Origin of the sequence: Streptococcus sp. CCUG 71758 (assembly GCF_011714815.1) — a bacterium.
Classification (GTDB): Bacteria; Bacillota; Bacilli; order Lactobacillales; family Streptococcaceae; genus Streptococcus; species Streptococcus halitosis.
Window position 1 is genome coordinate 281,968 of sequence record NZ_RXXO01000002.1, and the last position, 20,327, is coordinate 302,294.

A 20,327-nucleotide genomic window follows, 5' to 3' on the forward strand; every position below is an offset into this window, starting at 1 on the left:
GTAATGAATGAGAAATTTAATGAAAAATTATCAAGAATGGTATCGAAATATCAACTCCAGGCTCACCAGCCATCCCACCCTTCTATTTCTGTTACGCAGTTTTAATCGCTTGATGACAGTCGCCATGCCCTTGGTCTATCTGATTTTGCTAGTCACCACTTACCTGAAACTAGGACTGGGTCAGCAAGTTGAGGTTTATGTGCTTATTCCTGCATCAGGTTTTGTGATCTTGTCTCTTTTTCGTAAGAAAATCAATCACCCACGCCCCTACGAAACTTGGGATATCCGTCCCCTGCTTGAAAAGGATAGTTCGGGACAGTCTATGCCTAGTCGTCATGTCTTTTCGGCAACTATCATCTCCATGGCCTATTTCCATGCTTGGACTTTGATCGGAATGATCTTGCTTATTTGCTCAGGAGTCTTAGCCTTGGTCCGAGTATTAGGTGGTGTGCATTATCCAAAGGACGTCTTGGTTGGCTATGTCTGCGGTCTGTTGTGGGGGTTCCTTTTCTTCCTATTCTGACATGTAAGTTAGACTGGTCCTACAACCACTTACTGCTTCATATTGACCACTTGCTTTTTTACCCTTGTATTCCTAACTTAGCTTTGATATAGTAGAGTCAGAAAGGAGATGTGATGAAGTTACGAATTGAGATTGACGACAATTTAGAGGAGACTGAAATTGTCATCAAGACACCCACTTTGACAGATGAAATTGCAGATTTGCAACGACTTTTGCAAGAGTCAAAGGCTCCGAGGTTGACTTTTTACAAGGGGACAGGTGAATATTATCTAGACCTGTCAGAAATTCTCTTCTTTGAAACAGAAGGGAGCAAGATTTACGCTCATACCCAGAAGGAAGCCTATGAGGTACGTCTCAAACTCTATGAGTTGGAGTCCATCTTACCTCGCTATTTTAGTCGAGTGTCCAAGTCAACGATCACAAACATCCGTCAGATATACTCGGTGGACAAGTCCTTTTCAGGAACGGGCACCATTTCCTTTTATCAGACGCACAAGGAGGTTCATGTCTCACGGCATTACCAATCCCTCCTAAAAGAAAATCTAAGAAACATGAGGTAAAAGACATGAAAAAGAAAGCATTTGGTATTGTTTTATTGATTTTAGCAGCCTGGATCTTGCTGCAAGGAAATTTTGGCATTCCTTCTTTGGATGGTAAGATATGGCCTTTGCTAGGAATTGTTTTTTTTGCTTATAAGTCCATTGAGTCCATCCTTAGACGCCATCTAACTTCGGCAGTTTTTACAGGTTTACTGGCGCTCATCATTGCAAATTACGCTTATGACTTGTTGCCAGTTACAAATCATTCTCTCATCTGGGCTAGCATCTTGGTAGTACTCGGTGTTGGTTATCTGACACATTCAAGTAAGTTCTGGCATGAAAAAAAATGGTGGTACAATGGAGAAAAAACAGTCATTACGGATAAGGAAGTCGTATTTGGAAGCGGTACTTTCTATAAGCAAGATCAAGATATTGTAGATGACCAAGTTGAAGTCGCTTTTGGAGATGCAAAAATCTACTATGATAACGCAGAGATGTTAGGTGATTTTGCTACTTTGAATATCGAAGTGGCTTTTGGTAATGCAACAGTCTATGTCCCACAACACTGGCGTGTAGATTTGAAAGTAGAAACCTCCTTTGGTGCAGCTAAGGCAGACGCTCCTGTAGCGCCAACAAACAAAACCTTGATTATCCGTGGAGAAGTAGCCTTTGGTAAACTTGGAGTTGTTTACGTTAAATAAAAAAAGTCTCCTAATTTCCTTGCCAAAATAGAGAAAGTGTGATAACATAGTACGGTATGTGGTGCTAGCACATCCGCTATATTAGATCTAATAGGAGGAAAACACAATGGCTAAAGTATGTTACTTTACAGGTCGTAAGACTGTATCAGGAAACAACCGTTCACACGCGATGAACCAAACAAAACGTGCCGTAAAACCAAACCTTCAAAAAGTTACTGTTCTTATCGATGGTAAACCTAAAAAAGTTTGGGCTTCAGCTCGTGCTTTGAAATCAGGTAAAGTTGAACGCGTTTAATAAAAATGAAAAGACCGCTTAGGTCTTTTTCTTTTGCTCTAGAGATAAAACCATTTGAAAAATAGAGTAAATATCCGCCGATACAGCATTCTGCTTTTACACTTGGGCTGAAATATGATAAAATAGAGTATCAACTAGTTGAGGTAAAAAAAATGACTGTAAAAATTAATACAAAAGATGGTCAAATCGAACTGACAGATGAAGTGATTGCAACCGTAGTAGGTGGTGCCGCAACTGAGATTTTTGGAGTGGTCGGTATGGCTAGTAAAAATGCCCTCAAAGACAATTTCCAAGCCCTCCTTGGTAAGGAAAATTATTCTAAGGGTGTTGTCGTGAAGGCAGCCGAAGATGGTAGCATCGCAGTTGATGTTTATACCGTGTTGAGCTACGGAATAAAGATAAGCGAAGTGTCAAAAAACATTCAAGAGCGTGTTCGTTTTAGTCTAGAAAATCAACTAGGAATTACTGCTCAGACTGTGAATGTCTACATTCAAAATATCAAAGTTGTAGGAGAATAATCGTGTCAAAAATTACTACCAGTTTATTCCAAGAGATGGTGCAGGCTGCATCAACTCGTTTGAATAAGCAAGCAGAATATGTCAATTCATTGAACGTCTTTCCAGTTCCAGATGGAGATACTGGGACAAACATGGGAATGACCATTGAAAATGGTGCGAAAGAAGTAGCAGACAAGCCTGCTTCTACAGTTGGAGAAGTAGCGAGCATTCTTGCTAAAGGTCTCTTGATGGGTGCGCGTGGGAACTCAGGGGTTATCACTTCTCAGCTCTTCCGTGGCTTCTCTCAGGCTATCAAGGAAAAAGATGAATTAACAGGTCAAGACTTGGCTCTTGCCTTCCAATCCGGTGTCGAAGTAGCTTATAAAGCGGTTATGAAACCAGTTGAAGGGACCATTTTGACTGTTTCTCGTGGAGCGGCTATTGGGGCTAAGAAAAAAGCCGAGGAGACAGATGATGCTGTTGAGGTCATGCGTGCAGCCTTGGAAGGTGCAAAAGCAGCTTTGGCTAAGACACCAGAAATGCTTCCAGTCCTTAAGGAAGTTGGTGTGGTAGACTCAGGTGGTCAAGGTTTGGTCTTCATCTACGAAGGATTCCTTTCAGCTCTTACTGGTGAATACAGTGCTTCTGAAGACTTTGTAGCGACTCCTGCTAACATGAGTGAAATGATCAATGCAGAGCACCATAAGTCTGTGGCTGGACATGTTGCAACTGAGGATATTACCTTTGGTTACTGTACAGAGATTATGGTAGCTCTCAAACAAGGTCCAACTTATTCTAAGGACTTTGACTACGATGAATTCCGTAACTACTTGAATGAACTCGGTGACTCGCTCCTTGTTGTCAATGATGATGAAATCGTCAAAGTTCACGTCCATACAGAAGATCCAGGTCTTGTCATGCAAGAAGGTCTCAAATATGGTAGCTTGATCAAAGTAAAAGTGGACAACATGCGTAATCAACACGAAGCGCAAGTTGAAAAAGAAGCAACTCAAGGCAACAAGCCTGTTGAAACAAAAGAGTATGCCCTTATCGCAGTAGTAGCTGGTCAAGGTTTAGCAGATATCTTCCGTGCCCAAGGTGTGGATTATGTCATCGAAGGTGGTCAGACAATGAACCCTTCAACAGAAGACTTTATCAAGGCTGTTGAACAGGTCAATGCTCGCAACATTATCTTCTTGCCAAACAACAAAAATATCTTTATGGCAGCTCAATCTGCGGCTGAAGTGCTTGAACAACCTGCTGTTGTGGTAGAAGCACGCACAATTCCTCAAGGGTTGACCAGTCTTCTTGCCTTTGATCCAAGCAAATCAATCGAAGAAAACAAAGAACGTATGACTGCAGCCCTTGGTGATGTTATCAGCGGTAGTGTAACAACAGCCGTTCGTGATACAACGATTGATGGCTTAGAGATTCATGAAAATGACAATCTTGGTATGGTCGATGGGAAAATCCTTGTGTCAAATCCTGACATGCACCAAACCTTGACAGAAACATTGAAACATATGTTGAACGAAGATAGTGAAATCGTGACTTTCTATGTCGGTGAAGACGGAAGCGAAGAACTTGCCAATGAAATTGCCCAAGAAATCGCAGAAGAATTTGAAGATGTTGAAGTAGAGATTCACCAAGGTCAACAACCTGTATATCCATATCTTTTCAGTGTGGAATAAAATTTAATAGATAAAAAAGAAAGTTGATTTTACAGCTTTCTTTTTTTATGACATTTGTCATATTTCCTAGTGACAGAAGCATCTAGCTCCGCTAACTTCAAAAGACTATAATTGAAGTATGAAATGGAGGAAGAAGAAATGAAAAATAAAATGATTGTCGCAGTGAGCTTAGTAGCAGCAGGAGTTATGACCTATCTCATGTTTTCAGGATTGGACGAGGGTTTCTATCATTTTCCTTGGGAGCTATTTGCTGGCTTTGGAATGATGTCTTGGCTTGTCAGAGAGGGTTTGAAATTAGTCAGAGATGTGAAAAAGGAGTTTGAGGAATGAAAAAAGCAATCATCTATTTCTTTATCGGCCTGTCACTCTTGGTATGGTTAGTGGAAATGTTTACTGGGTGGTTTGACCAAACCTTGCTTCGCCAATTTATTCGTGGTGCTTGGGGTTTTGGATTTATGATTTTTGTCGTTTTCCCTATGGGAATGAAGTGGTTGAAAGGAGAATCTCATGACTGTGATTAAAGTTGAGAAATTGAGTAAGAAAATAAAAGACAAGGAGATCTTGCGGAACATCTCCTTTGAAATCAACGATGGTGAATGTGTCGCCTTGATCGGACCTAACGGAGCAGGTAAGACGACCTTGATTGATTGCCTCTTGGGCGACAAGTTCGTGAGCTCAGGTCAGATAGCTATTCAAGGCTTTGCACCAACAGATCCTCGATTAAAGCAGCTTATTTCTATCTTACCTCAAGAAAATACGGTGGTTCAAGACTTGAAAGTGAAAGAACTCTTATCCTTCTTTCAATCAATCTATCCAAACAGTCTCTCCAATCAAGAAATTGATGACTTGCTGAGATTTTCGGACAAACAGAAAAATCAGCTAGCGGGCAAGTTGTCTGGTGGGCAAAAACGTTTGTTCTCTTTCGTGTTGGCACTAATAGGTCGTCCGAAAATTCTATTTTTGGACGAACCAACTGCTGCCATGGATACCTCGACACGTCAGCATTTTTGGGAAATTGTCAATCAGTTAAAGAAAAATGGTGTCACCATTGTCTACTCTTCTCACTATATCGAAGAGGTGGAGCATACGGCGGACCGCATTTTGGTCCTCCATAAGGGAGAATTGATTCGCGATACGACGCCTTATGCCATGCGTGGTGAAGAACAAGAAAAACACTTTACGGTACCTCTAACTTATCAGGAAGTTATCAGCACTTTGGACCAGGTTCAAGAGATTGAAATCAAGCAAAATGCTCTTTCTTTCACCACCAAAGAAGCCAGCCAGGTATGGAAAGTCTTGCAAGATCAGGGCTGCACGATTGAAGAAATTGAAGTTCGCAATCGAACTCTCTTAGACAGTATTTTCGAAACGACTCAAGACTAAAGGAGATTGACGATGAAAAATATGACAAGTCTCATGAAAGTGGAAATCATTCTGATGAAACGGCAAGCCGTCTACTACTTGCTATCCATCGGACTCCCAAGTGTGTTTTACCTTATTTTTTCTGGTATGATGTCAGGATCAGATATTCCAGAAATTGCTCTTCAAGCCTATCTTTTTGCCATGACGCTCTTTAGTATCATGTCAAGTGCTTTTTTCAGTATCCCAAGCACACTCGAGTCTGATAAGACAAACAACTGGCAAAAATTGATTCAACATTCTCCCGTATCTATGGTAGAATATTATGTATCAAAACTGTTCAGTACCCTACTGACTTTCTTGTTATCAATTACAGTTGTCTTTTCAGTTGGTCATTTTGTCCGTGGAGTGACTCTGCCTTGGCTTGACTGGATGGTAATTGGTGCTATTTTGCTGATCGGAAGCGTGGTCTTTATCAGCATGGGGGTCTTGGTGAGCTTGCTACCCAGTGCTCAACTGATGACGGTTGTTGGAAATATTGCCTATATTGCTTTGGCTGTTCTAGGTGGACTGTGGTTCCCCTTGGATTCCTTCCCAGAATGGCTCCAATCCCTTGGAAAGCTGACTCCAACCTATCAACTGATGCAGGTCGTCTCTACTTATTTGGAACACCATGAATTTAATATTCTTTCTGCCTTGGTTGTGCTAGGCTATACAGTTTTCTTTGGTGTACTGGTAATCCAGCTGAAAAAAAGGATTGAGGTAAAATAAATCTATGTTGGAAAAATTTAAAAACATTCATTATATGTTTCATATTTCAATTGTGTTTATCATCTTTCCTATAGCGGGTGTCATCGTTGGAGATTACCCGCTTTTAACCTTGCTATGGACCCTACTATTTGTACTTGCCTTCTATTCGGTTTTAATCAGTCAGAATCGCACCGTGCAGTGGCTAGCATGGTGGTCCATGCTTGTCTACATTTTTTATACATCTGTTTGGCTAAGTTCAGGTTTCACATGGTTTATCTTTTATTTATCCAATCTCCTTATTTATGAGCTGGATGAGATTTCTTTTCACTCTTGGCGTTTTGTCAGTTTTATTGTCCTGCAACCATTTATTCTGACCGGAATCTATATGGTCAATCATGTTAGTCCCTGGCAGCTACTCTTTTTCTTGGTGACCTTTATCTTTTCCGATGCAATGACCCTTGGTCTCTATCGAATTCGGATAACAGAAGAGCTAAAAGAAGAAAAGATGAAACAAAATGCCAAGCTCAATCTTTTCTTGGCTGAAAACGAACGCAGTCGTATCGGTCAGGATCTCCATGACAGCCTAGGTCATACCTTTGCCATGTTGAGTGTGAAGACGGACCTTGCCCTCCAGCTTCTTCAAATGCAGGCCTATCCTCAAGTGGAAAAAGAATTAAAAGAAATTCATCAAATCAGTAAAGAATCCATGAATGAAGTCCGTACAATTATCGAAAATCTTAAAACAAGAACCCTTGCTTCCGAGTTTGCGACTGTTAAAAAAATGCTGGAAATTGCAGGAATTGAAACGGAAATCAATCACCAACTAGATACAGCTAGCCTAACTCAGGAATTAGAATCAACGGCCTCCATGATTTTGCTTGAGTTAGTGACCAACATCATCAAGCATGCTAAAGCATCGAAAGCTTACTTGAAATTAGAACGAACTGAGAAAGAACTCATCCTAACAGTGAGAGATGATGGCTGTGGCTTTGCTTCACTAAAAGGAGATGAACTCCATACCGTTCGAGACCGTGTCCTTCCTTTTTCAGGAGAAGTAAAGGTGATCATTCAGAAACATCCGACTGAAGTGCAGGTTCGGCTACCTTATAAGGAGAGAAATTAAGATGAAATTACTTGTTGCAGAAGATCAAAGTATGTTGCGAGATGCTATGTGCCAGTTGCTTACCTTTCAACCAGATGTAGAGTCTGTCCTACAAGCCAAGGATGGCCAAGAAGCAATCCAACTCTTAGAAAAGGAGTCTATAGATATCGCCATTCTTGACGTAGAAATGCCTGTTAAGACAGGCCTCGAAGTCTTGGAGTGGATACGAGCAGAAAAGCTAGAAACAAAGGTGGTTGTGGTGACGACCTTCAAACGTCCCGGATATTTTGAACGTGCGGTCAAGGCTGGAGTGGATGCTTATGTCTTGAAAGAAAGAAGCATTGCAGACCTCATGCAAACCTTGCACACTGTTCTCGAAGGACGCAAGGAATATTCGCCTGAATTGATGGAAGTGGTGATGACGCATCCTAACCCGTTAACAGAGCAAGAAATCGCTGTTTTAAAGGGAATTGCTCAGGGCTTATCCAATCAAGAGATTGCAGACCAGCTTTATCTATCAAATGGAACCGTCCGAAACTATGTCACCAATATTCTTTCGAAACTAGATGCTGGTAATCGAACAGAGGCAGCCAACATTGCAAAAGAATCTGGTTGGCTTTGATAAGAAGGGTTAAAAAATTCCGAAACGATAACTTGAATCAAAGGAAATCCATACTAGAAAGGAGGAGGTAAATCGCCTCCTTTTCTGGTTTAGAAAAGCGGTGAAAGCTAGTGTCAAAGAGTTAAAAGATCAGAATAAAAATGAAAAATATCTTGACAATGAAGGAAAAATTGTGTTACAATAATAGACGGTACTTTTTACTTTTGGTCTCTCAAAAGTGTACAGGGACGTGCTGACAAATGTTGCAAAAGTACACACAGATGGTAGCTGTCACCAAGTGTATCATCACCAAAAATAAAAAACACAGGAGAATGTAGATGCCTACAATTAACCAATTGGTTCGCAAACCGCGTAAATCAAAAGTAGAAAAATCTAAATCACCAGCTTTGAACGTTGGTTACAACAGTCATAAAAAAGTTCAAACAAACGTTTCTTCACCACAAAAACGTGGTGTTGCAACTCGTGTTGGAACAATGACACCTAAAAAACCTAACTCTGCCCTTCGTAAATTTGCTCGTGTACGTTTGAGCAACCTTATCGAAGTTACTGCCTACATCCCAGGTATCGGACACAACTTGCAAGAGCACAGCGTGGTGCTTCTTCGTGGTGGACGTGTAAAAGACCTTCCAGGGGTACGTTACCATATCGTCCGTGGTGCACTTGATACTGCAGGTGTTAACGATCGTAAACAAGGCCGTTCTAAATACGGTACTAAACGTCCAAAAGCATAAGGAAAGGGGATAAAGAGAAATGAGTCGTAAAAATAGAGCTCCAAAACGTGACGTATTGCCAGATCCGCTTTACAATTCACAACTAGTTACTCGTCTTATCAACCGCGTTATGCTTGATGGTAAACGTGGTACAGCTGCTTCAATCGTTTACGGTGCTTTTGAGCAAATCAAAGAAGCTACTGGCAACGATGCACTTGAAGTATTTGAAACAGCAATGGAAAACATCATGCCTGTACTTGAAGTACGTGCACGTCGTGTTGGTGGATCTAACTACCAAGTCCCAGTTGAAGTTCGTCCAGAACGCCGTACAACACTTGGACTTCGTTGGTTGGTAACCATCGCTCGCCTTCGTGGTGAACACACAATGCAAGACCGTCTTGCAAAAGAAATCTTGGATGCTGCTAACAACACTGGTGCAGCAGTTAAGAAACGTGAAGACACTCACCGTATGGCTGAAGCTAACCGTGCCTTCGCACACTTCCGTTGGTAAAATCATGATGCTAGGAACGGTAAGGATGCAAGGTGAAAATAGGAAACTGACGCAGTATTCGACGAATACAAGGAAGTTTATCTTTTTCACACAGCATCCCGTTCCGGCTCAAATAGGCTAATTAACTTTAGCCCGAGTTCAATTCAACTTGTCTACAAGTTGAAACCAACAAAAACAAGATAAACATTGAGAACGGGTAGGTCCTGCCTATCCGTTTTTATTAAAATCGTGTTATAATAGAATAGAAATTAAAATAAATAGGAGAAACAAACCTCATGGCACGCGAATTTTCACTTGAAAAAACTCGTAATATCGGTATCATGGCTCACGTCGATGCCGGTAAAACAACAACTACTGAGCGTATTCTTTACTACACTGGTAAAATCCACAAAATCGGTGAAACTCACGAAGGTGCGTCACAAATGGACTGGATGGAGCAAGAGCAAGAACGTGGTATCACTATCACATCTGCTGCGACAACAGCTCAATGGAACAACCACCGCGTAAACATCATCGACACACCAGGACACGTGGACTTCACTATCGAAGTACAACGTTCTCTTCGTGTATTGGACGGTGCGGTTACTGTTCTTGACTCACAATCAGGTGTTGAGCCTCAAACTGAAACAGTTTGGCGTCAAGCAACTGAGTACGGAGTTCCACGTATCGTATTTGCTAACAAAATGGACAAAATCGGTGCTGACTTCCTTTACTCAGTAAGCACACTTCACGACCGTCTTCAAGCAAACGCACACCCAATCCAATTGCCAATCGGTGCTGAAGATGACTTCCGTGGTATCATCGACTTGATCAAGATGAAAGCTGAAATCTATGCTAACGACCTTGGTACAGATATCCTTGAAGAAGATATTCCAGCTGAATACCTTGACCAAGCTCAAGAATACCGTGAAAAATTGGTTGAAGCAGTTGCTGAAACTGATGAAGACTTGATGATGAAATACCTTGAAGGTGAAGAAATCACTAACGAAGAATTGAAAGCTGCTATCCGTAAAGCAACTATCAACGTTGAATTCTTCCCAGTATTGTGTGGTTCTGCCTTCAAGAACAAAGGTGTTCAATTGATGCTTGATGCGGTTATCGACTACCTTCCAAGCCCACTTGATATCCCAGCAATCAAAGGTGTTAACCCAGATACAGATGAAGAAGAAACTCGTCCAGCATCTGATGAAGAGCCATTTGCAGCTCTTGCCTTCAAGATCATGACAGACCCATTCGTAGGTCGTTTGACATTCTTCCGTGTTTACTCAGGTGTTCTTCAATCAGGTTCATACGTATTGAATACTTCTAAAGGTAAACGTGAACGTATCGGACGTATCCTTCAAATGCACGCTAACAGCCGTAAAGAAATCGACACTGTTTACTCAGGTGATATCGCTGCTGCCGTTGGTTTGAAAGATACGACAACTGGTGACTCATTGACTGATGAAAAAGCTAAAATCATCCTTGAATCAATCGACGTTCCAGAACCAGTTATCCAATTGATGGTTGAGCCAAAATCTAAAGCAGACCAAGACAAGATGGGTATCGCTCTTCAAAAATTGGCTGAAGAAGATCCAACATTCCGCGTTGAAACAAACGTTGAAACTGGTGAAACAGTTATCTCTGGTATGGGTGAGCTTCACCTTGACGTCCTTGTTGACCGTATGCGTCGTGAGTTTAAAGTTGAAGCGAACGTAGGTGCTCCTCAAGTATCTTACCGTGAAACATTCCGCGCTTCTACTCAAGCACGTGGATTCTTCAAACGTCAGTCTGGTGGTAAAGGTCAATTCGGTGATGTATGGATTGAATTTACTCCAAACGAAGAAGGTAAAGGATTCGAATTCGAAAACGCAATCGTCGGTGGTGTGGTTCCTCGTGAATTTATCCCAGCGGTTGAAAAAGGTCTTGTAGAAGCAATGGCTAACGGTGTTCTTGCAGGTTACCCAATTGTTGACGTTAAAGCTAAACTTTACGATGGTTCATACCACGATGTCGACTCATCTGAAACTGCCTTCAAGATTGCTGCATCTCTTGCACTTAAAGAAGCTGCTAAGACTGCACAACCAGCTATCCTTGAACCAATGATGCTTGTAACAATCACTGTTCCAGAAGAAAACCTTGGTGATGTTATGGGTCACGTAACTGCTCGTCGTGGACGTGTAGATGGTATGGAAGCACACGGTAACAGCCAAATCGTTCGTGCTTACGTTCCACTTGCTGAAATGTTCGGTTACGCAACAGTTCTTCGTTCTGCATCTCAAGGACGTGGTACATTCATGATGGTATTTGACCACTATGAAGATGTACCTAAGTCAGTACAAGAAGAAATCATTAAGAAAAACAAAGGTGAAGAATAATCTGTCTTCGCAATAGAAGGAAGTCACATAGTGGCTTCCTTTTTTATTACCTTTATTTCACACAGATTTGCTGAATATATTATGGAAATTTAGGAATTAAATGAAAATCTTGCCAACTTCCATCCCATGTAGGAAGAAATTAGACTGATTTAATAAATGAAAGTAAGGAAAAGTTCCTTATTTTGATGATATGTTAATAAAAATGATAAAAAAGTTCATAAATACACTTTTAGATAGAAAATTCAGAAAATTGCTTCTTTTGTCTTGAAAATTTTTGAAAAAATGGTATGATAGTAACAAGCTATTTTTAAGAGAAGAGAAAGGGGAACAATGGAGAAAATCAGTTTAGAATCTCCTAAGACGGGGTCGGATCTAGTTTTGGAAACACTTCGTGATTTAGGAATTGATACCATATTTGGCTATCCTGGTGGTGCAGTCTTACCTTTGTATGATGCGATATACAATTTTAAAGGTATTCGTCACATTTTAGGACGCCATGAGCAAGGTTGTTTGCACGAAGCTGAAGGATATGCCAAATCAACTGGAAAGTTGGGTGTTGCTGTCGTCACGAGTGGACCGGGAGCTACAAATGCCATTACAGGGATTGCAGATGCCATGAGCGATAGCGTTCCCCTTTTGGTCTTTACGGGTCAGGTGGCGCGAGCAGGGATTGGGAAAGATGCCTTTCAGGAGGCGGACATCGTGGGAATTACCATGCCAATCACTAAGTACAATTACCAAGTTCGTGAGACGGCAGATATTCCTCGCATCATTACAGAAGCTGTTCATATCGCAACGACAGGTCGTCCAGGGCCTGTCGTGATTGACCTACCAAAAGACGTATCTGCCTTAGAGACAGATTTCATCTATTCACCCGAAGTGAATTTGCCAAGCTATCAGCCGACTCTGGAGCCAAATGACATGCAAATCAAGAAAATCTTGAAGCAATTGTCAAAAGCCAAGAAACCTGTTTTATTAGCAGGTGGTGGAGTTAGTTATGCAGAAGCAGCTACAGAACTCAATGAGTTTGCAGAACGCTACCAAATTCCAGTCGTGACCAGTCTTTTAGGACAAGGTACGATTGCAACGAGTCATCCGCTCTTCCTAGGAATGGGGGGGATGCACGGGTCTTTCGCAGCCAACATTGCAATGACGGAAGCCGATTTTATGATTAGTATTGGTTGCCGTTTCGATGACCGCTTGACTGGAAATCCTAAGACCTTTGCGAAGAATGCTAAGGTTGCCCACATTGATATTGACCCAGCTGAGATTGGCAAGATTATCAGAGCAGATATTCCTGTGGTGGGCGATGCTAAGAAAGCCTTGCAGATGCTTTTAGCAGAACCAACTGTTCATAACAATACTGAGAAATGGATTGAAAAAGTCACCAAGGACAAGAATCGAGTTCGTTCTTATGATAAGAAAGAACGTGTGGTTCAACCGCAGGCCGTTATTGAACGCATCGGTGAGTTGACGAATGGAGATGCCATTGTTGTAACTGACGTTGGTCAACACCAAATGTGGACGGCTCAGTATTATCCTTACCAAAATGAGCGCCAGTTAGTCACTTCAGGTGGTTTGGGTACCATGGGATTCGGAGTTCCTGCAGCTATCGGAGCTAAGATTGCCAATCCGGAAAAAGAAGTTATCCTTTTTGTCGGTGATGGTGGTTTCCAAATGACCAACCAAGAGCTAGCAATCCTAAACATCTACAAGGTACCGATTAAGGTTGTCATGTTGAATAACCACTCCCTAGGAATGGTTCGTCAGTGGCAGGAATCCTTCTATGAGGGTAGAACTTCCGAGTCGGTCTTTGATACACTTCCTGACTTCCAGCTGATGGCACAGGCTTACGGCATCAAAAACTATAAATTTGATAATCCGGAGACGCTAGAGAAGGATCTAGCAGTCATTCTGGAGGATGTGCCCATGTTTATCGAGGTGGATATTTCTCGTAAGGAACAGGTTTTACCGATGGTACCAGCTGGTAAGAGCAATCATGAGATGTTGGGGGTGAAGTTCCATGCGTAGAATGTTAACAGCAAAACTACAAAATCGTTCAGGAGTCCTCAATCGTTTTACAGGTGTCCTTTCACGTCGTCAAGTCAATATTGAGAGTATCTCAGTTGGTGCGACAGAGAATCCTGATGTATCACGGATTACCATCATTATCGATGTAGCTTCACACGATGAAGTAGAGCAAATCATTAAACAACTGAATCGTCAGATTGATGTGATTCGCATTCGAGATATCACAGATAAACCACACTTGGAAAGAGAAGTTATCTTGGTGAAGGTATCTGCTCCTGCTGAAAAGCGTGCAGAAATCTTGGCCATTATCCAACCTTTCCGTGCAACGGTAGTAGATGTGGCTCCAAGCTCCATCACTATTCAGATGACTGGAAATGCTGAAAAGAGTGAAGCTTTATTGCGAGTGATTCGACCATATGGTATCAAAAATATCGCTCGTACGGGTGCAACTGGATTTACCCGCGACTAATACTCTTTGATTTTTATTGAGTATAAAATCCAGCATAAATTTGTTAAACTAGCCTAAAAGACAATAAATAATAGAAAAGAGAGAAAAACTATGGCAGTTCAAATGGAATACGAAAAAGATGTTAAAGTAGCAGCGCTTGACGGTAAAAAAATCGCCGTAATCGGTTATGGTTCACAAGGACATGCGCATGCGCAAAACTTGCGTGATTCAGGTCGTGATGTCATCATCGGTGTGCGCCCAGGTAAATCTTTTGACAAAGCAAAAGAAGATGGTTTTGACACTTACACAGTAGCAGAAGCAACTAAATTGGCTGACGTTATCATGATCTTGGCACCAGATGAAATCCAACAAGAATTGTACGAAGCAGAAATCGCTCCAAACTTGGAAGCAGGAAATGCAGTTGGATTTGCCCATGGTTTCAACATCCACTTTGAATTTATCAAAGTTCCTGCAGATGTAGATGTCTTCATGTGTGCTCCTAAAGGACCAGGACACTTGGTACGTCGTACTTACGAAGAAGGTTTTGGTGTTCCAGCTCTTTATGCAGTATACCAAGACGCTACAGGAAATGCGAAAAATATTGCTATGGACTGGTGTAAAGGTGTTGGAGCAGCTCGTGTTGGTTTGCTTGAAACAACTTACAAAGAAGAAACTGAAGAAGATTTGTTTGGTGAACAAGCTGTACTTTGTGGTGGTTTGACTGCCCTTATCGAAGCAGGTTTTGAAGTCTTGACAGAAGCAGGATACGCCCCAGAATTGGCTTACTTTGAAGTTCTTCATGAAATGAAATTGATCGTTGACTTGATCTATGAAGGTGGATTCAAGAAAATGCGTCAATCAATTTCTAACACTGCTGAATACGGTGACTATGTATCAGGTCCACGTGTGATTACTGAGCAAGTTAAAGAAAACATGAAAGCTGTCTTGGCAGATATCCAAAATGGTAAATTTGCAAATGACTTTGTAAATGACTACAAGGCTGGACGTCCAAAATTGACTGCTTACCGTGAACAAGCAGCTAACCTTGAAATTGAAAAAGTTGGTGCTGAATTGCGTAAAGCAATGCCATTCGTTGGTAAAAATGACGACGACGCATTCAAAATCTACAACTAATTCTTGTGAAGAAAAACAGAAGGCGAGTTGGGGGTACCTAACTCGCTTTTTATCTTAAAAAGTATTTGAGGAGGAGACAATGCTAAGTGCAAAAGACGTGGTGAAAGCCCACAAAGTATTGAGTGGTGTAGTAGTCAATACTCCGCTTGATTATGATCATTATTTATCGGAGAAGTATGGTGCTAAGATTTATTTGAAGAAGGAGAATGCCCAGCGTGTTCGTTCCTTTAAGATTCGCGGAGCCTATTATGCCATCTCTCAACTATCAAAAGAAGAACGTGAGCGTGGTGTAGTCTGTGCCTCTGCAGGAAATCACGCCCAAGGTGTCGCCTATACTTGTAATGAGATGAAAATTCCTGCAACCATCTTTATGCCCATCACAACACCGCAACAAAAGATTGGACAGGTCCGCTTTTTTGGTGGTGATTTTGTGACAATTAAGTTAGTTGGGGATACCTTTGATGCTTCTGCTAAGGCAGCACAAGAATTTACAGTTTCTGAAAACCGCACCTTCATTGATCCTTTTGATGATGCGCATGTTCAGGCTGGTCAAGGGACTGTCGCTTATGAGATTCTTGAAGAAGCCCGTAAAGAGTCTATTGATTTTGATACAGTACTTGTACCAGTAGGCGGTGGTGGATTGATTGCCGGTGTTTCAACTTACATCAAGGAAACCAACCCGACTATTGAAGTGATTGGGGTAGAAGCCAATGGAGCCCGCTCTATGAAAGCTGCCTTTGAGGCTGGGGGACCAGTTAAACTCAAAGAAATTGATAAGTTTGCTGATGGGATAGCTGTACAGAAAGTTGGACAGTTGACCTATGAAGCGACCCGAAAGAATGTTGAAACGCTGATTGGGGTGGACGAGGGATTGATTTCTGAAACCTTGATTGATCTTTATTCCAAACAAGGTATTGTAGCAGAACCAGCCGGAGCTGCCAGCGTTGCAGCCTTGGAAGTTTTATCAGACTATATCAAAGGCAAGACGATTTGTTGTATTATTTCTGGAGGAAATAACGATATCAACCGCATGCCAGAGATGGAAGAACGTGCCTTGATTTACGATGGAATCAAGCATTACTTTGTAGTGAATTTCCCACAGCGTCCAGGAGCTCTCCGAGAGTTTGTAAATGACATTTTGGGGCCAAATGATGACATCACTCGTTTTGAATATATCAAACGAGCAAGCAAGGGGACAGGCCCTGTATTGATTGGGATTGCTCTTGCCAATAAGCATGATTATGCTGGATTGATTCATCGTATGGAAAAGTTTGACCCGTCTTATATTAATTTGAATGGAAACGAAACATTGTATAACATGTTAGTTTAAACTAAAATAAAATTATTATCATATTATTTGCGTAATGATAACGATGGTGTTATAATGAGGGTGATGAAAGGGGGAGATTCCCATGGTTTTACAAATTTTACTTGTTTTATTGTTTTTAGTGGTGATTGCATCAGTGATTACGATTAGTTCTGTATATGTGGTTCGACAACAATCTGTCGCTATCATAGAACGCTTTGGTAAATACCAAAAGTTGAGCAATAGTGGTATTCATTTGCGGGCTCCCTTTGGGATTGATAGGATTGCGGCAAGAGTTCAACTACGCTTGTTGCAAAGTGAGATTGTTGTAGAGACAAAGACGCAAGATAATGTATTTGTAACGATGAATGTAGCAACTCAGTATCGAGTAAATGAAAACAACGTCACAGATGCCTATTATAAATTGATGCGTCCAGAAGCCCAAATTAAATCCTATATTGAAGATGCTTTGCGTTCATCTGTACCAAAGCTAACCCTAGATGAGTTGTTTGAGAAGAAGGATGAAATCGCCTTAGAAGTTCAAAAACAAGTGGCTGAAGAAATGTCTACGTATGGGTATATCATTGTCAAAACGCTGATTACTAAGGTTGAACCTGATGCTGAAGTAAAACAATCCATGAATGAAATTAACGCAGCTCAACGTAAGAGAGTTGCAGCGCAAGAACTTGCTGAAGCAGATAAGATTAAAATCGTGACCGCAGCAGAAGCAGAAGCAGAAAAAGATCGCCTACATGGTGTAGGGATTGCAGAGCAGCGTAAAGCAATTGTTGACGGACTAGCTGATTCTATCAAAGAGTTAAAGGGAGCTAATGTTGAGCTGACTGAAGAACAAATCATGTCTATCCTATTAACGAACCAGTATTTAGACACATTGAATAATTTTGCAGAAAAAGAAGGAAATAATACAATCTTCCTACCAGCAAATCCTAATGGAGTTGAAGATATAAGAACTCATATATTATCGGCTTTAAAAGCCAAATAAAAATATGCAGAATAATATAGTTGTGACGAATATATGTTTTTTTATTGACAGATGAAATAAAAACGTATACAATTAAGAATTGTAAAGAATAATTCAGGAGAAGAACATGGTTAAGTCAAACTTTGAAAAGGTAGAAGCAGTTGTTGGCTGGGTCCGTGATAAGAAGATCACAGGTTACCGTATCTCTAAAGAAACGAATGCGCGTGAAATGTCTATCATTGCTCTAGCACAAGGACGCGCAAAAGTTAAAAATATTTCATTTGAAACAGCTCTTAGTTTAATCGATTTCTATGAAAAAAATCATGAAAAATTTGAAGATTGAACTGTGGTTACAGGCAGATTCCTGAATCGAGTCTGCCTTTTCTTTACAATTACAAACTAAAAAGACTGCATTCTGTATGCAGTCTTTATTTATTAATTGAGATAACGCTGAAGGAATTCTTTTGTCCTTTCTTCTTTAGGGTTCGTGAAGAGTTCTTCAGGTTTACCTTCTTCTGCAATGATTCCCTTGTCCATGAAGATGACACGATGGGAGACGTCGCGAGCAAATTCCATTTCGTGGGTTACAACAATCATGGTCAAGCCTTCTTGAGCTAGGTCCTGCATAATTTTGAGGACTTCTCCGACCATTTCGGGGTCAAGGGCAGATGTTGGTTCGTCGAAGAGAATGGCGTCAGGATTCATGGAGAGTGCACGAGCGATAGCTACACGTTGCTTTTGTCCACCTGAAAGTTGCTTCGGCTTGGCTTGCCAGTAACGTTCTCCCATACCAACTTTTTCAAGATTCTCTTTGGCAATTTTTTCAGCTTCAGAGTGGTCACGTTTGAGTACTGTCGTTTGGGCGACGATGGTATTTTCGAGGACATTCAGATTTTCAAAGAGATTGAAAGATTGGAAAACCATACCGAGCTTTTCACGATAATGGGTGAGGTTATAGCCTTTTTCTAAGACATTTTCTCCTCGATAGAGAATCTCACCCTCTGTAGGTGTTTCTAGTAAATTAATCGAACGAAGGAAGGTTGATTTTCCACTTCCTGAGCTCCCGATGATGGAAATAACCTCTCCTTTATGGACGGTGAGAGAAATGTCTTTTAGCACTTCGTTTTGCCCATAGGATTTTTTGAGGTGTTTGATTTCAAGAATTGGTTGTGTCATTTTTTCAAATCCTCCGTTTGCATTTGGTTAGCACCTGTAGTGTAAGTATCCATGTCCATACGACGTTCGATGAAGCGTAGGATACGGGTCACAGTAAAGGTGAGGACAAAGTAAATCACGGCGATGATGGTAAAGGTCTGGAAGTATTGATAGGTTTGTGTTGCTACAGTATTTCCTGAGAAATAAAGCTCAACAACTGAAATAACGTTCAATACAGAGGTATCTTTGATATTGATGACAAACTCATTACCAGTAGCAGGTAGAATATTACGGACAACCTGAGGTAGGACAATCTTACGCATGGTTTGATTGTGGGTCATACCAAGAGCGGTTGCGGCTTCAAATTGTCCCTTGTCAACTGCCAGTATACCACCACGGACGATTTCTGTCATGTAGGCACCCGTATTGATTGAGACGATGAAGATAGCAGCTAGTGTCCGGTCAAGGTTAATACCAAAAGCTTGAGCAGTTCCATAGTAGATAACCATGGATTGAACAATCATCGGTGTACCACGGAAGATTTCAATATAGACATTGAGAATCCAACCGACTAGTTTCTGTAGGGCGTACATTGCCTTATTCTCAGATAGTGGAGCAGTACGGAAGACCCCGATTGCAAGTCCGATAAGGAGACCTATGATGGTTCCGATAATGGAGATTAAGAGTGTGATACCAGCACCACGCAAGAGTTGTTGCCAGTTTTCAGAAAGGATCTTAGCGACTTGGCTAAAGAAACTACTTTCTTCCTCTGTTGTTGTAGACTCCACAGGTTGCTCTTTGATCATACGATCCATGAGGGCTACTTGCTCATCCTTTGAGATGGTTTCGATGCTCGCATTGATTTGGTTGATACGGCTGTCATCTTTACGAAGTCCAATGGCAATAGCTGTATCTTCTTCGCCAGTTTTGAAACCTGGTTGAGGTTGGATCATTTTGAACTTAGCGTTAGCAGACTCAGCGGTCATTGCTTCAGGTCGTTCAGAAACATAGGCATCAATAACACCAGCCTCCAGAGCTTGACGCATTTGGGCGAAGTCACCCATAGCTGTTTCTTTTTTGGCACCTGGAATTTGGGAAATCAGGTCATAAAGATAAACACCTTGTTGAGACGTGATTTTTGCTCCACTAAAGTCTTCCAAAGATTTGGCATTCGCATAGGCAGAGTCCTTTTTGACCAATAGGACAGGTTCACTGGTATAGTAACTGCTTGAAAAGGCAATTTCTTGTTTGCGTTCAGCCGTTGGGCTCATACCTGCAATAATCATATCGATTTTGCCAGAAGTAAGGGCTGGGACAAGTCCTTCCCACTTGGTTTTAACGACCAAAGGCTCCTTACCTAAGTCTTTGGCAATCTTTTTAGCGATTTGGACATCGTAGCCATTGGCATATTGATTGGTACCGTCGATTTTAACAGCACCATTACTATCGTCGTCTTGGGTCCAGTTAAAGGGAGCGTAAGCTGCCTCCATTCCGATGCGTAAATATTCGTCGGCTTGGACTTGGCTAGCTAGTCCTAATGTAAGGGCTAGGCTAGCAAGAATAGATAAGCATAATTTTTTCATGTTTTCTCCTATTTCTAGTCTAAAAATGACT

The 20,327-nt window shown here is 41.3% G+C and carries 23 protein-coding genes; 21 read left to right on the plus strand and 2 right to left on the minus strand.

Annotated elements, in window-relative coordinates; genetic code table 11:
- Positions 1-19: 19 nt before the first annotated feature.
- From EKB01_RS04900 to EKB01_RS05000, 21 genes are all read left to right on the plus strand, one after another.
- Positions 20-523: a phosphatase PAP2 family protein gene (locus EKB01_RS04900; protein ID WP_084849958.1), complete on the plus strand. Its 504-nt coding sequence runs from the start codon at positions 20-22 to the stop codon at positions 521-523.
- A 113-nt stretch (positions 524-636) separates the two neighbouring features.
- Positions 637-1,083 carry a LytTR family DNA-binding domain-containing protein gene (locus tag EKB01_RS04905; protein WP_000776578.1) on the plus strand — a complete coding sequence of 149 codons (447 nt, stop codon included), beginning with the start codon at positions 637-639 and terminating at the stop codon, positions 1,081-1,083.
- Between the two features lie 5 nt (positions 1,084-1,088).
- Entirely contained in the window at positions 1,089-1,763 is a 675-nt protein-coding gene (locus EKB01_RS04910; protein ID WP_084849957.1) for a hypothetical protein, read from the plus strand.
- Positions 1,764-1,869: 106 nt separating this feature from the next.
- Entirely contained in the window at positions 1,870-2,058 is a 189-nt protein-coding gene (rpmB, locus tag EKB01_RS04915; protein ID WP_001140948.1) for a 50S ribosomal protein L28, read from the plus strand.
- Positions 2,059-2,210: 152 nt separating this feature from the next.
- Complete coding sequence (locus EKB01_RS04920) at positions 2,211-2,576, plus strand: Asp23/Gls24 family envelope stress response protein (RefSeq protein WP_000216435.1); 366 nt, start codon at positions 2,211-2,213, stop codon at positions 2,574-2,576.
- Positions 2,577-2,578: 2 nt separating this feature from the next.
- On the plus strand, positions 2,579-4,246 hold the full coding sequence (locus tag EKB01_RS04925; RefSeq protein WP_084849956.1) for a DAK2 domain-containing protein: 1,668 nt from the start codon (positions 2,579-2,581) through the stop codon (positions 4,244-4,246).
- Between the two features lie 123 nt (positions 4,247-4,369).
- On the plus strand, positions 4,370-4,576 hold the full coding sequence (locus tag EKB01_RS04930; RefSeq protein ID WP_000390701.1) for a hypothetical protein: 207 nt from the start codon (positions 4,370-4,372) through the stop codon (positions 4,574-4,576).
- The gene (locus EKB01_RS04935; protein WP_000709165.1) at positions 4,573-4,767 is read left to right on the plus strand and encodes a hypothetical protein; all 195 of its coding nucleotides are present in this window, start codon (positions 4,573-4,575) and stop codon (positions 4,765-4,767) included. The genes EKB01_RS04930 and EKB01_RS04935 overlap by 4 nt, the downstream gene beginning before the upstream one ends.
- Positions 4,754-5,629 carry an ABC transporter ATP-binding protein gene (locus EKB01_RS04940; protein ID WP_167265852.1) on the plus strand — a complete coding sequence of 292 codons (876 nt, stop codon included), beginning with the start codon at positions 4,754-4,756 and terminating at the stop codon, positions 5,627-5,629. Before EKB01_RS04935 ends, EKB01_RS04940 begins: the two co-directional genes overlap by 14 nt.
- Positions 5,630-5,641: 12 nt before the next feature.
- Complete coding sequence (locus EKB01_RS04945) at positions 5,642-6,376, plus strand: ABC transporter permease (protein ID WP_167265854.1); 735 nt, start codon at positions 5,642-5,644, stop codon at positions 6,374-6,376.
- A 4-nt stretch (positions 6,377-6,380) separates the two neighbouring features.
- Complete coding sequence (locus EKB01_RS04950) at positions 6,381-7,478, plus strand: sensor histidine kinase (protein ID WP_167265856.1); 1,098 nt, start codon at positions 6,381-6,383, stop codon at positions 7,476-7,478.
- Position 7,479: 1 nt separating this feature from the next.
- A complete protein-coding gene (locus tag EKB01_RS04955; protein WP_000772064.1) occupies positions 7,480-8,079 on the plus strand; it encodes a response regulator transcription factor in 600 nt (199 codons plus the stop codon).
- A 317-nt stretch (positions 8,080-8,396) separates the two neighbouring features.
- On the plus strand, positions 8,397-8,810 hold the full coding sequence (rpsL, locus tag EKB01_RS04960) for a 30S ribosomal protein S12 (protein WP_001142332.1): 414 nt from the start codon (positions 8,397-8,399) through the stop codon (positions 8,808-8,810).
- Positions 8,811-8,829: 19 nt separating this feature from the next.
- Positions 8,830-9,300, plus strand: coding sequence for a 30S ribosomal protein S7 (gene rpsG / locus EKB01_RS04965; RefSeq protein ID WP_000087873.1), 471 nt, complete (start codon positions 8,830-8,832; stop codon positions 9,298-9,300).
- Between the two features lie 275 nt (positions 9,301-9,575).
- Positions 9,576-11,657, plus strand: coding sequence for an elongation factor G (gene fusA, locus EKB01_RS04970; protein ID WP_167265858.1), 2,082 nt, complete (start codon positions 9,576-9,578; stop codon positions 11,655-11,657).
- Between the two features lie 330 nt (positions 11,658-11,987).
- Positions 11,988-13,688, plus strand: a complete 1,701-nt coding sequence (locus tag EKB01_RS04975; protein WP_167265860.1) for an acetolactate synthase large subunit — start codon at positions 11,988-11,990, stop codon at positions 13,686-13,688.
- Entirely contained in the window at positions 13,681-14,157 is a 477-nt protein-coding gene (ilvN, locus tag EKB01_RS04980) for an acetolactate synthase small subunit (protein ID WP_001253806.1), read from the plus strand. Before EKB01_RS04975 ends, ilvN begins: the two co-directional genes overlap by 8 nt.
- Positions 14,158-14,247: 90 nt before the next feature.
- On the plus strand, positions 14,248-15,270 hold the full coding sequence (ilvC, locus tag EKB01_RS04985; RefSeq protein WP_000290683.1) for a ketol-acid reductoisomerase: 1,023 nt from the start codon (positions 14,248-14,250) through the stop codon (positions 15,268-15,270).
- Positions 15,271-15,349: 79 nt separating this feature from the next.
- Entirely contained in the window at positions 15,350-16,600 is a 1,251-nt protein-coding gene (gene ilvA / locus EKB01_RS04990; RefSeq protein ID WP_084853482.1) for a threonine ammonia-lyase IlvA, read from the plus strand.
- A gap of 82 nt (positions 16,601-16,682) precedes the next feature.
- Positions 16,683-17,579 (plus strand): SPFH domain-containing protein, encoded by an 897-nt coding sequence (locus EKB01_RS04995; protein ID WP_000244063.1) that lies wholly within the window; start codon positions 16,683-16,685, stop codon positions 17,577-17,579.
- Between the two features lie 106 nt (positions 17,580-17,685).
- Positions 17,686-17,901, plus strand: coding sequence for a hypothetical protein (locus EKB01_RS05000; RefSeq protein WP_000241003.1), 216 nt, complete (start codon positions 17,686-17,688; stop codon positions 17,899-17,901).
- A 92-nt stretch (positions 17,902-17,993) separates the two neighbouring features.
- On the opposite strand, the gene EKB01_RS05005 is transcribed toward EKB01_RS05000, so the two are convergent.
- Together EKB01_RS05005 and EKB01_RS05010 are read right to left on the minus strand one after the other, a co-directional pair.
- Positions 17,994-18,734 carry an amino acid ABC transporter ATP-binding protein gene (locus EKB01_RS05005; RefSeq protein ID WP_167265870.1) on the minus strand — a complete coding sequence of 247 codons (741 nt, stop codon included), beginning with the start codon at positions 18,732-18,734 and terminating at the stop codon, positions 17,994-17,996.
- On the minus strand, positions 18,731-20,296 hold the full coding sequence (locus EKB01_RS05010; protein WP_167265872.1) for an ABC transporter substrate-binding protein/permease: 1,566 nt from the start codon (positions 20,294-20,296) through the stop codon (positions 18,731-18,733). The genes EKB01_RS05005 and EKB01_RS05010 overlap by 4 nt, the downstream gene beginning before the upstream one ends.
- Positions 20,297-20,327 lie beyond the last annotated feature (31 nt).

Bases quoted from the DNA above. Each gene is read 5' to 3' on its own strand.
- EKB01_RS04995 (WP_000244063.1), top strand. From the start codon at position 16,683: ATGGTTTTACAAATTTTACTTGTTTTATTGTTTTTAGTGGTGATTGCA.
- EKB01_RS04930 (WP_000390701.1), top strand. From the start codon at position 4,370: ATGGAGGAAGAAGAAATGAAAAATAAAATGATTGTCGCAGTGAGCTTA.
- fusA (WP_167265858.1), top strand. From the start codon at position 9,576: ATGGCACGCGAATTTTCACTTGAAAAAACTCGTAATATCGGTATCATG.
- EKB01_RS04950 (WP_167265856.1), top strand. From the start codon at position 6,381: ATGTTGGAAAAATTTAAAAACATTCATTATATGTTTCATATTTCAATT.
- rpsG (WP_000087873.1), top strand. From the start codon at position 8,830: ATGAGTCGTAAAAATAGAGCTCCAAAACGTGACGTATTGCCAGATCCG.
- EKB01_RS05005 (WP_167265870.1), bottom strand. From the start codon at position 18,734: ATGACACAACCAATTCTTGAAATCAAACACCTCAAAAAATCCTATGGG.
- EKB01_RS04940 (WP_167265852.1), top strand. From the start codon at position 4,754: ATGACTGTGATTAAAGTTGAGAAATTGAGTAAGAAAATAAAAGACAAG.
- ilvC (WP_000290683.1), top strand. From the start codon at position 14,248: ATGGCAGTTCAAATGGAATACGAAAAAGATGTTAAAGTAGCAGCGCTT.
- EKB01_RS04945 (WP_167265854.1), top strand. From the start codon at position 5,642: ATGAAAAATATGACAAGTCTCATGAAAGTGGAAATCATTCTGATGAAA.
- EKB01_RS04910 (WP_084849957.1), top strand. From the start codon at position 1,089: ATGAAAAAGAAAGCATTTGGTATTGTTTTATTGATTTTAGCAGCCTGG.
- EKB01_RS04900 (WP_084849958.1), top strand. From the start codon at position 20: ATGAAAAATTATCAAGAATGGTATCGAAATATCAACTCCAGGCTCACC.
- ilvN (WP_001253806.1), top strand. From the start codon at position 13,681: ATGCGTAGAATGTTAACAGCAAAACTACAAAATCGTTCAGGAGTCCTC.
- EKB01_RS04955 (WP_000772064.1), top strand. From the start codon at position 7,480: ATGAAATTACTTGTTGCAGAAGATCAAAGTATGTTGCGAGATGCTATG.
- EKB01_RS04905 (WP_000776578.1), top strand. From the start codon at position 637: ATGAAGTTACGAATTGAGATTGACGACAATTTAGAGGAGACTGAAATT.
- EKB01_RS05010 (WP_167265872.1), bottom strand. From the start codon at position 20,296: ATGAAAAAATTATGCTTATCTATTCTTGCTAGCCTAGCCCTTACATTA.
- EKB01_RS04935 (WP_000709165.1), top strand. From the start codon at position 4,573: ATGAAAAAAGCAATCATCTATTTCTTTATCGGCCTGTCACTCTTGGTA.
- EKB01_RS04920 (WP_000216435.1), top strand. From the start codon at position 2,211: ATGACTGTAAAAATTAATACAAAAGATGGTCAAATCGAACTGACAGAT.
- rpmB (WP_001140948.1), top strand. From the start codon at position 1,870: ATGGCTAAAGTATGTTACTTTACAGGTCGTAAGACTGTATCAGGAAAC.
- EKB01_RS04975 (WP_167265860.1), top strand. From the start codon at position 11,988: ATGGAGAAAATCAGTTTAGAATCTCCTAAGACGGGGTCGGATCTAGTT.
- rpsL (WP_001142332.1), top strand. From the start codon at position 8,397: ATGCCTACAATTAACCAATTGGTTCGCAAACCGCGTAAATCAAAAGTA.
- EKB01_RS05000 (WP_000241003.1), top strand. From the start codon at position 17,686: ATGGTTAAGTCAAACTTTGAAAAGGTAGAAGCAGTTGTTGGCTGGGTC.
- ilvA (WP_084853482.1), top strand. From the start codon at position 15,350: ATGCTAAGTGCAAAAGACGTGGTGAAAGCCCACAAAGTATTGAGTGGT.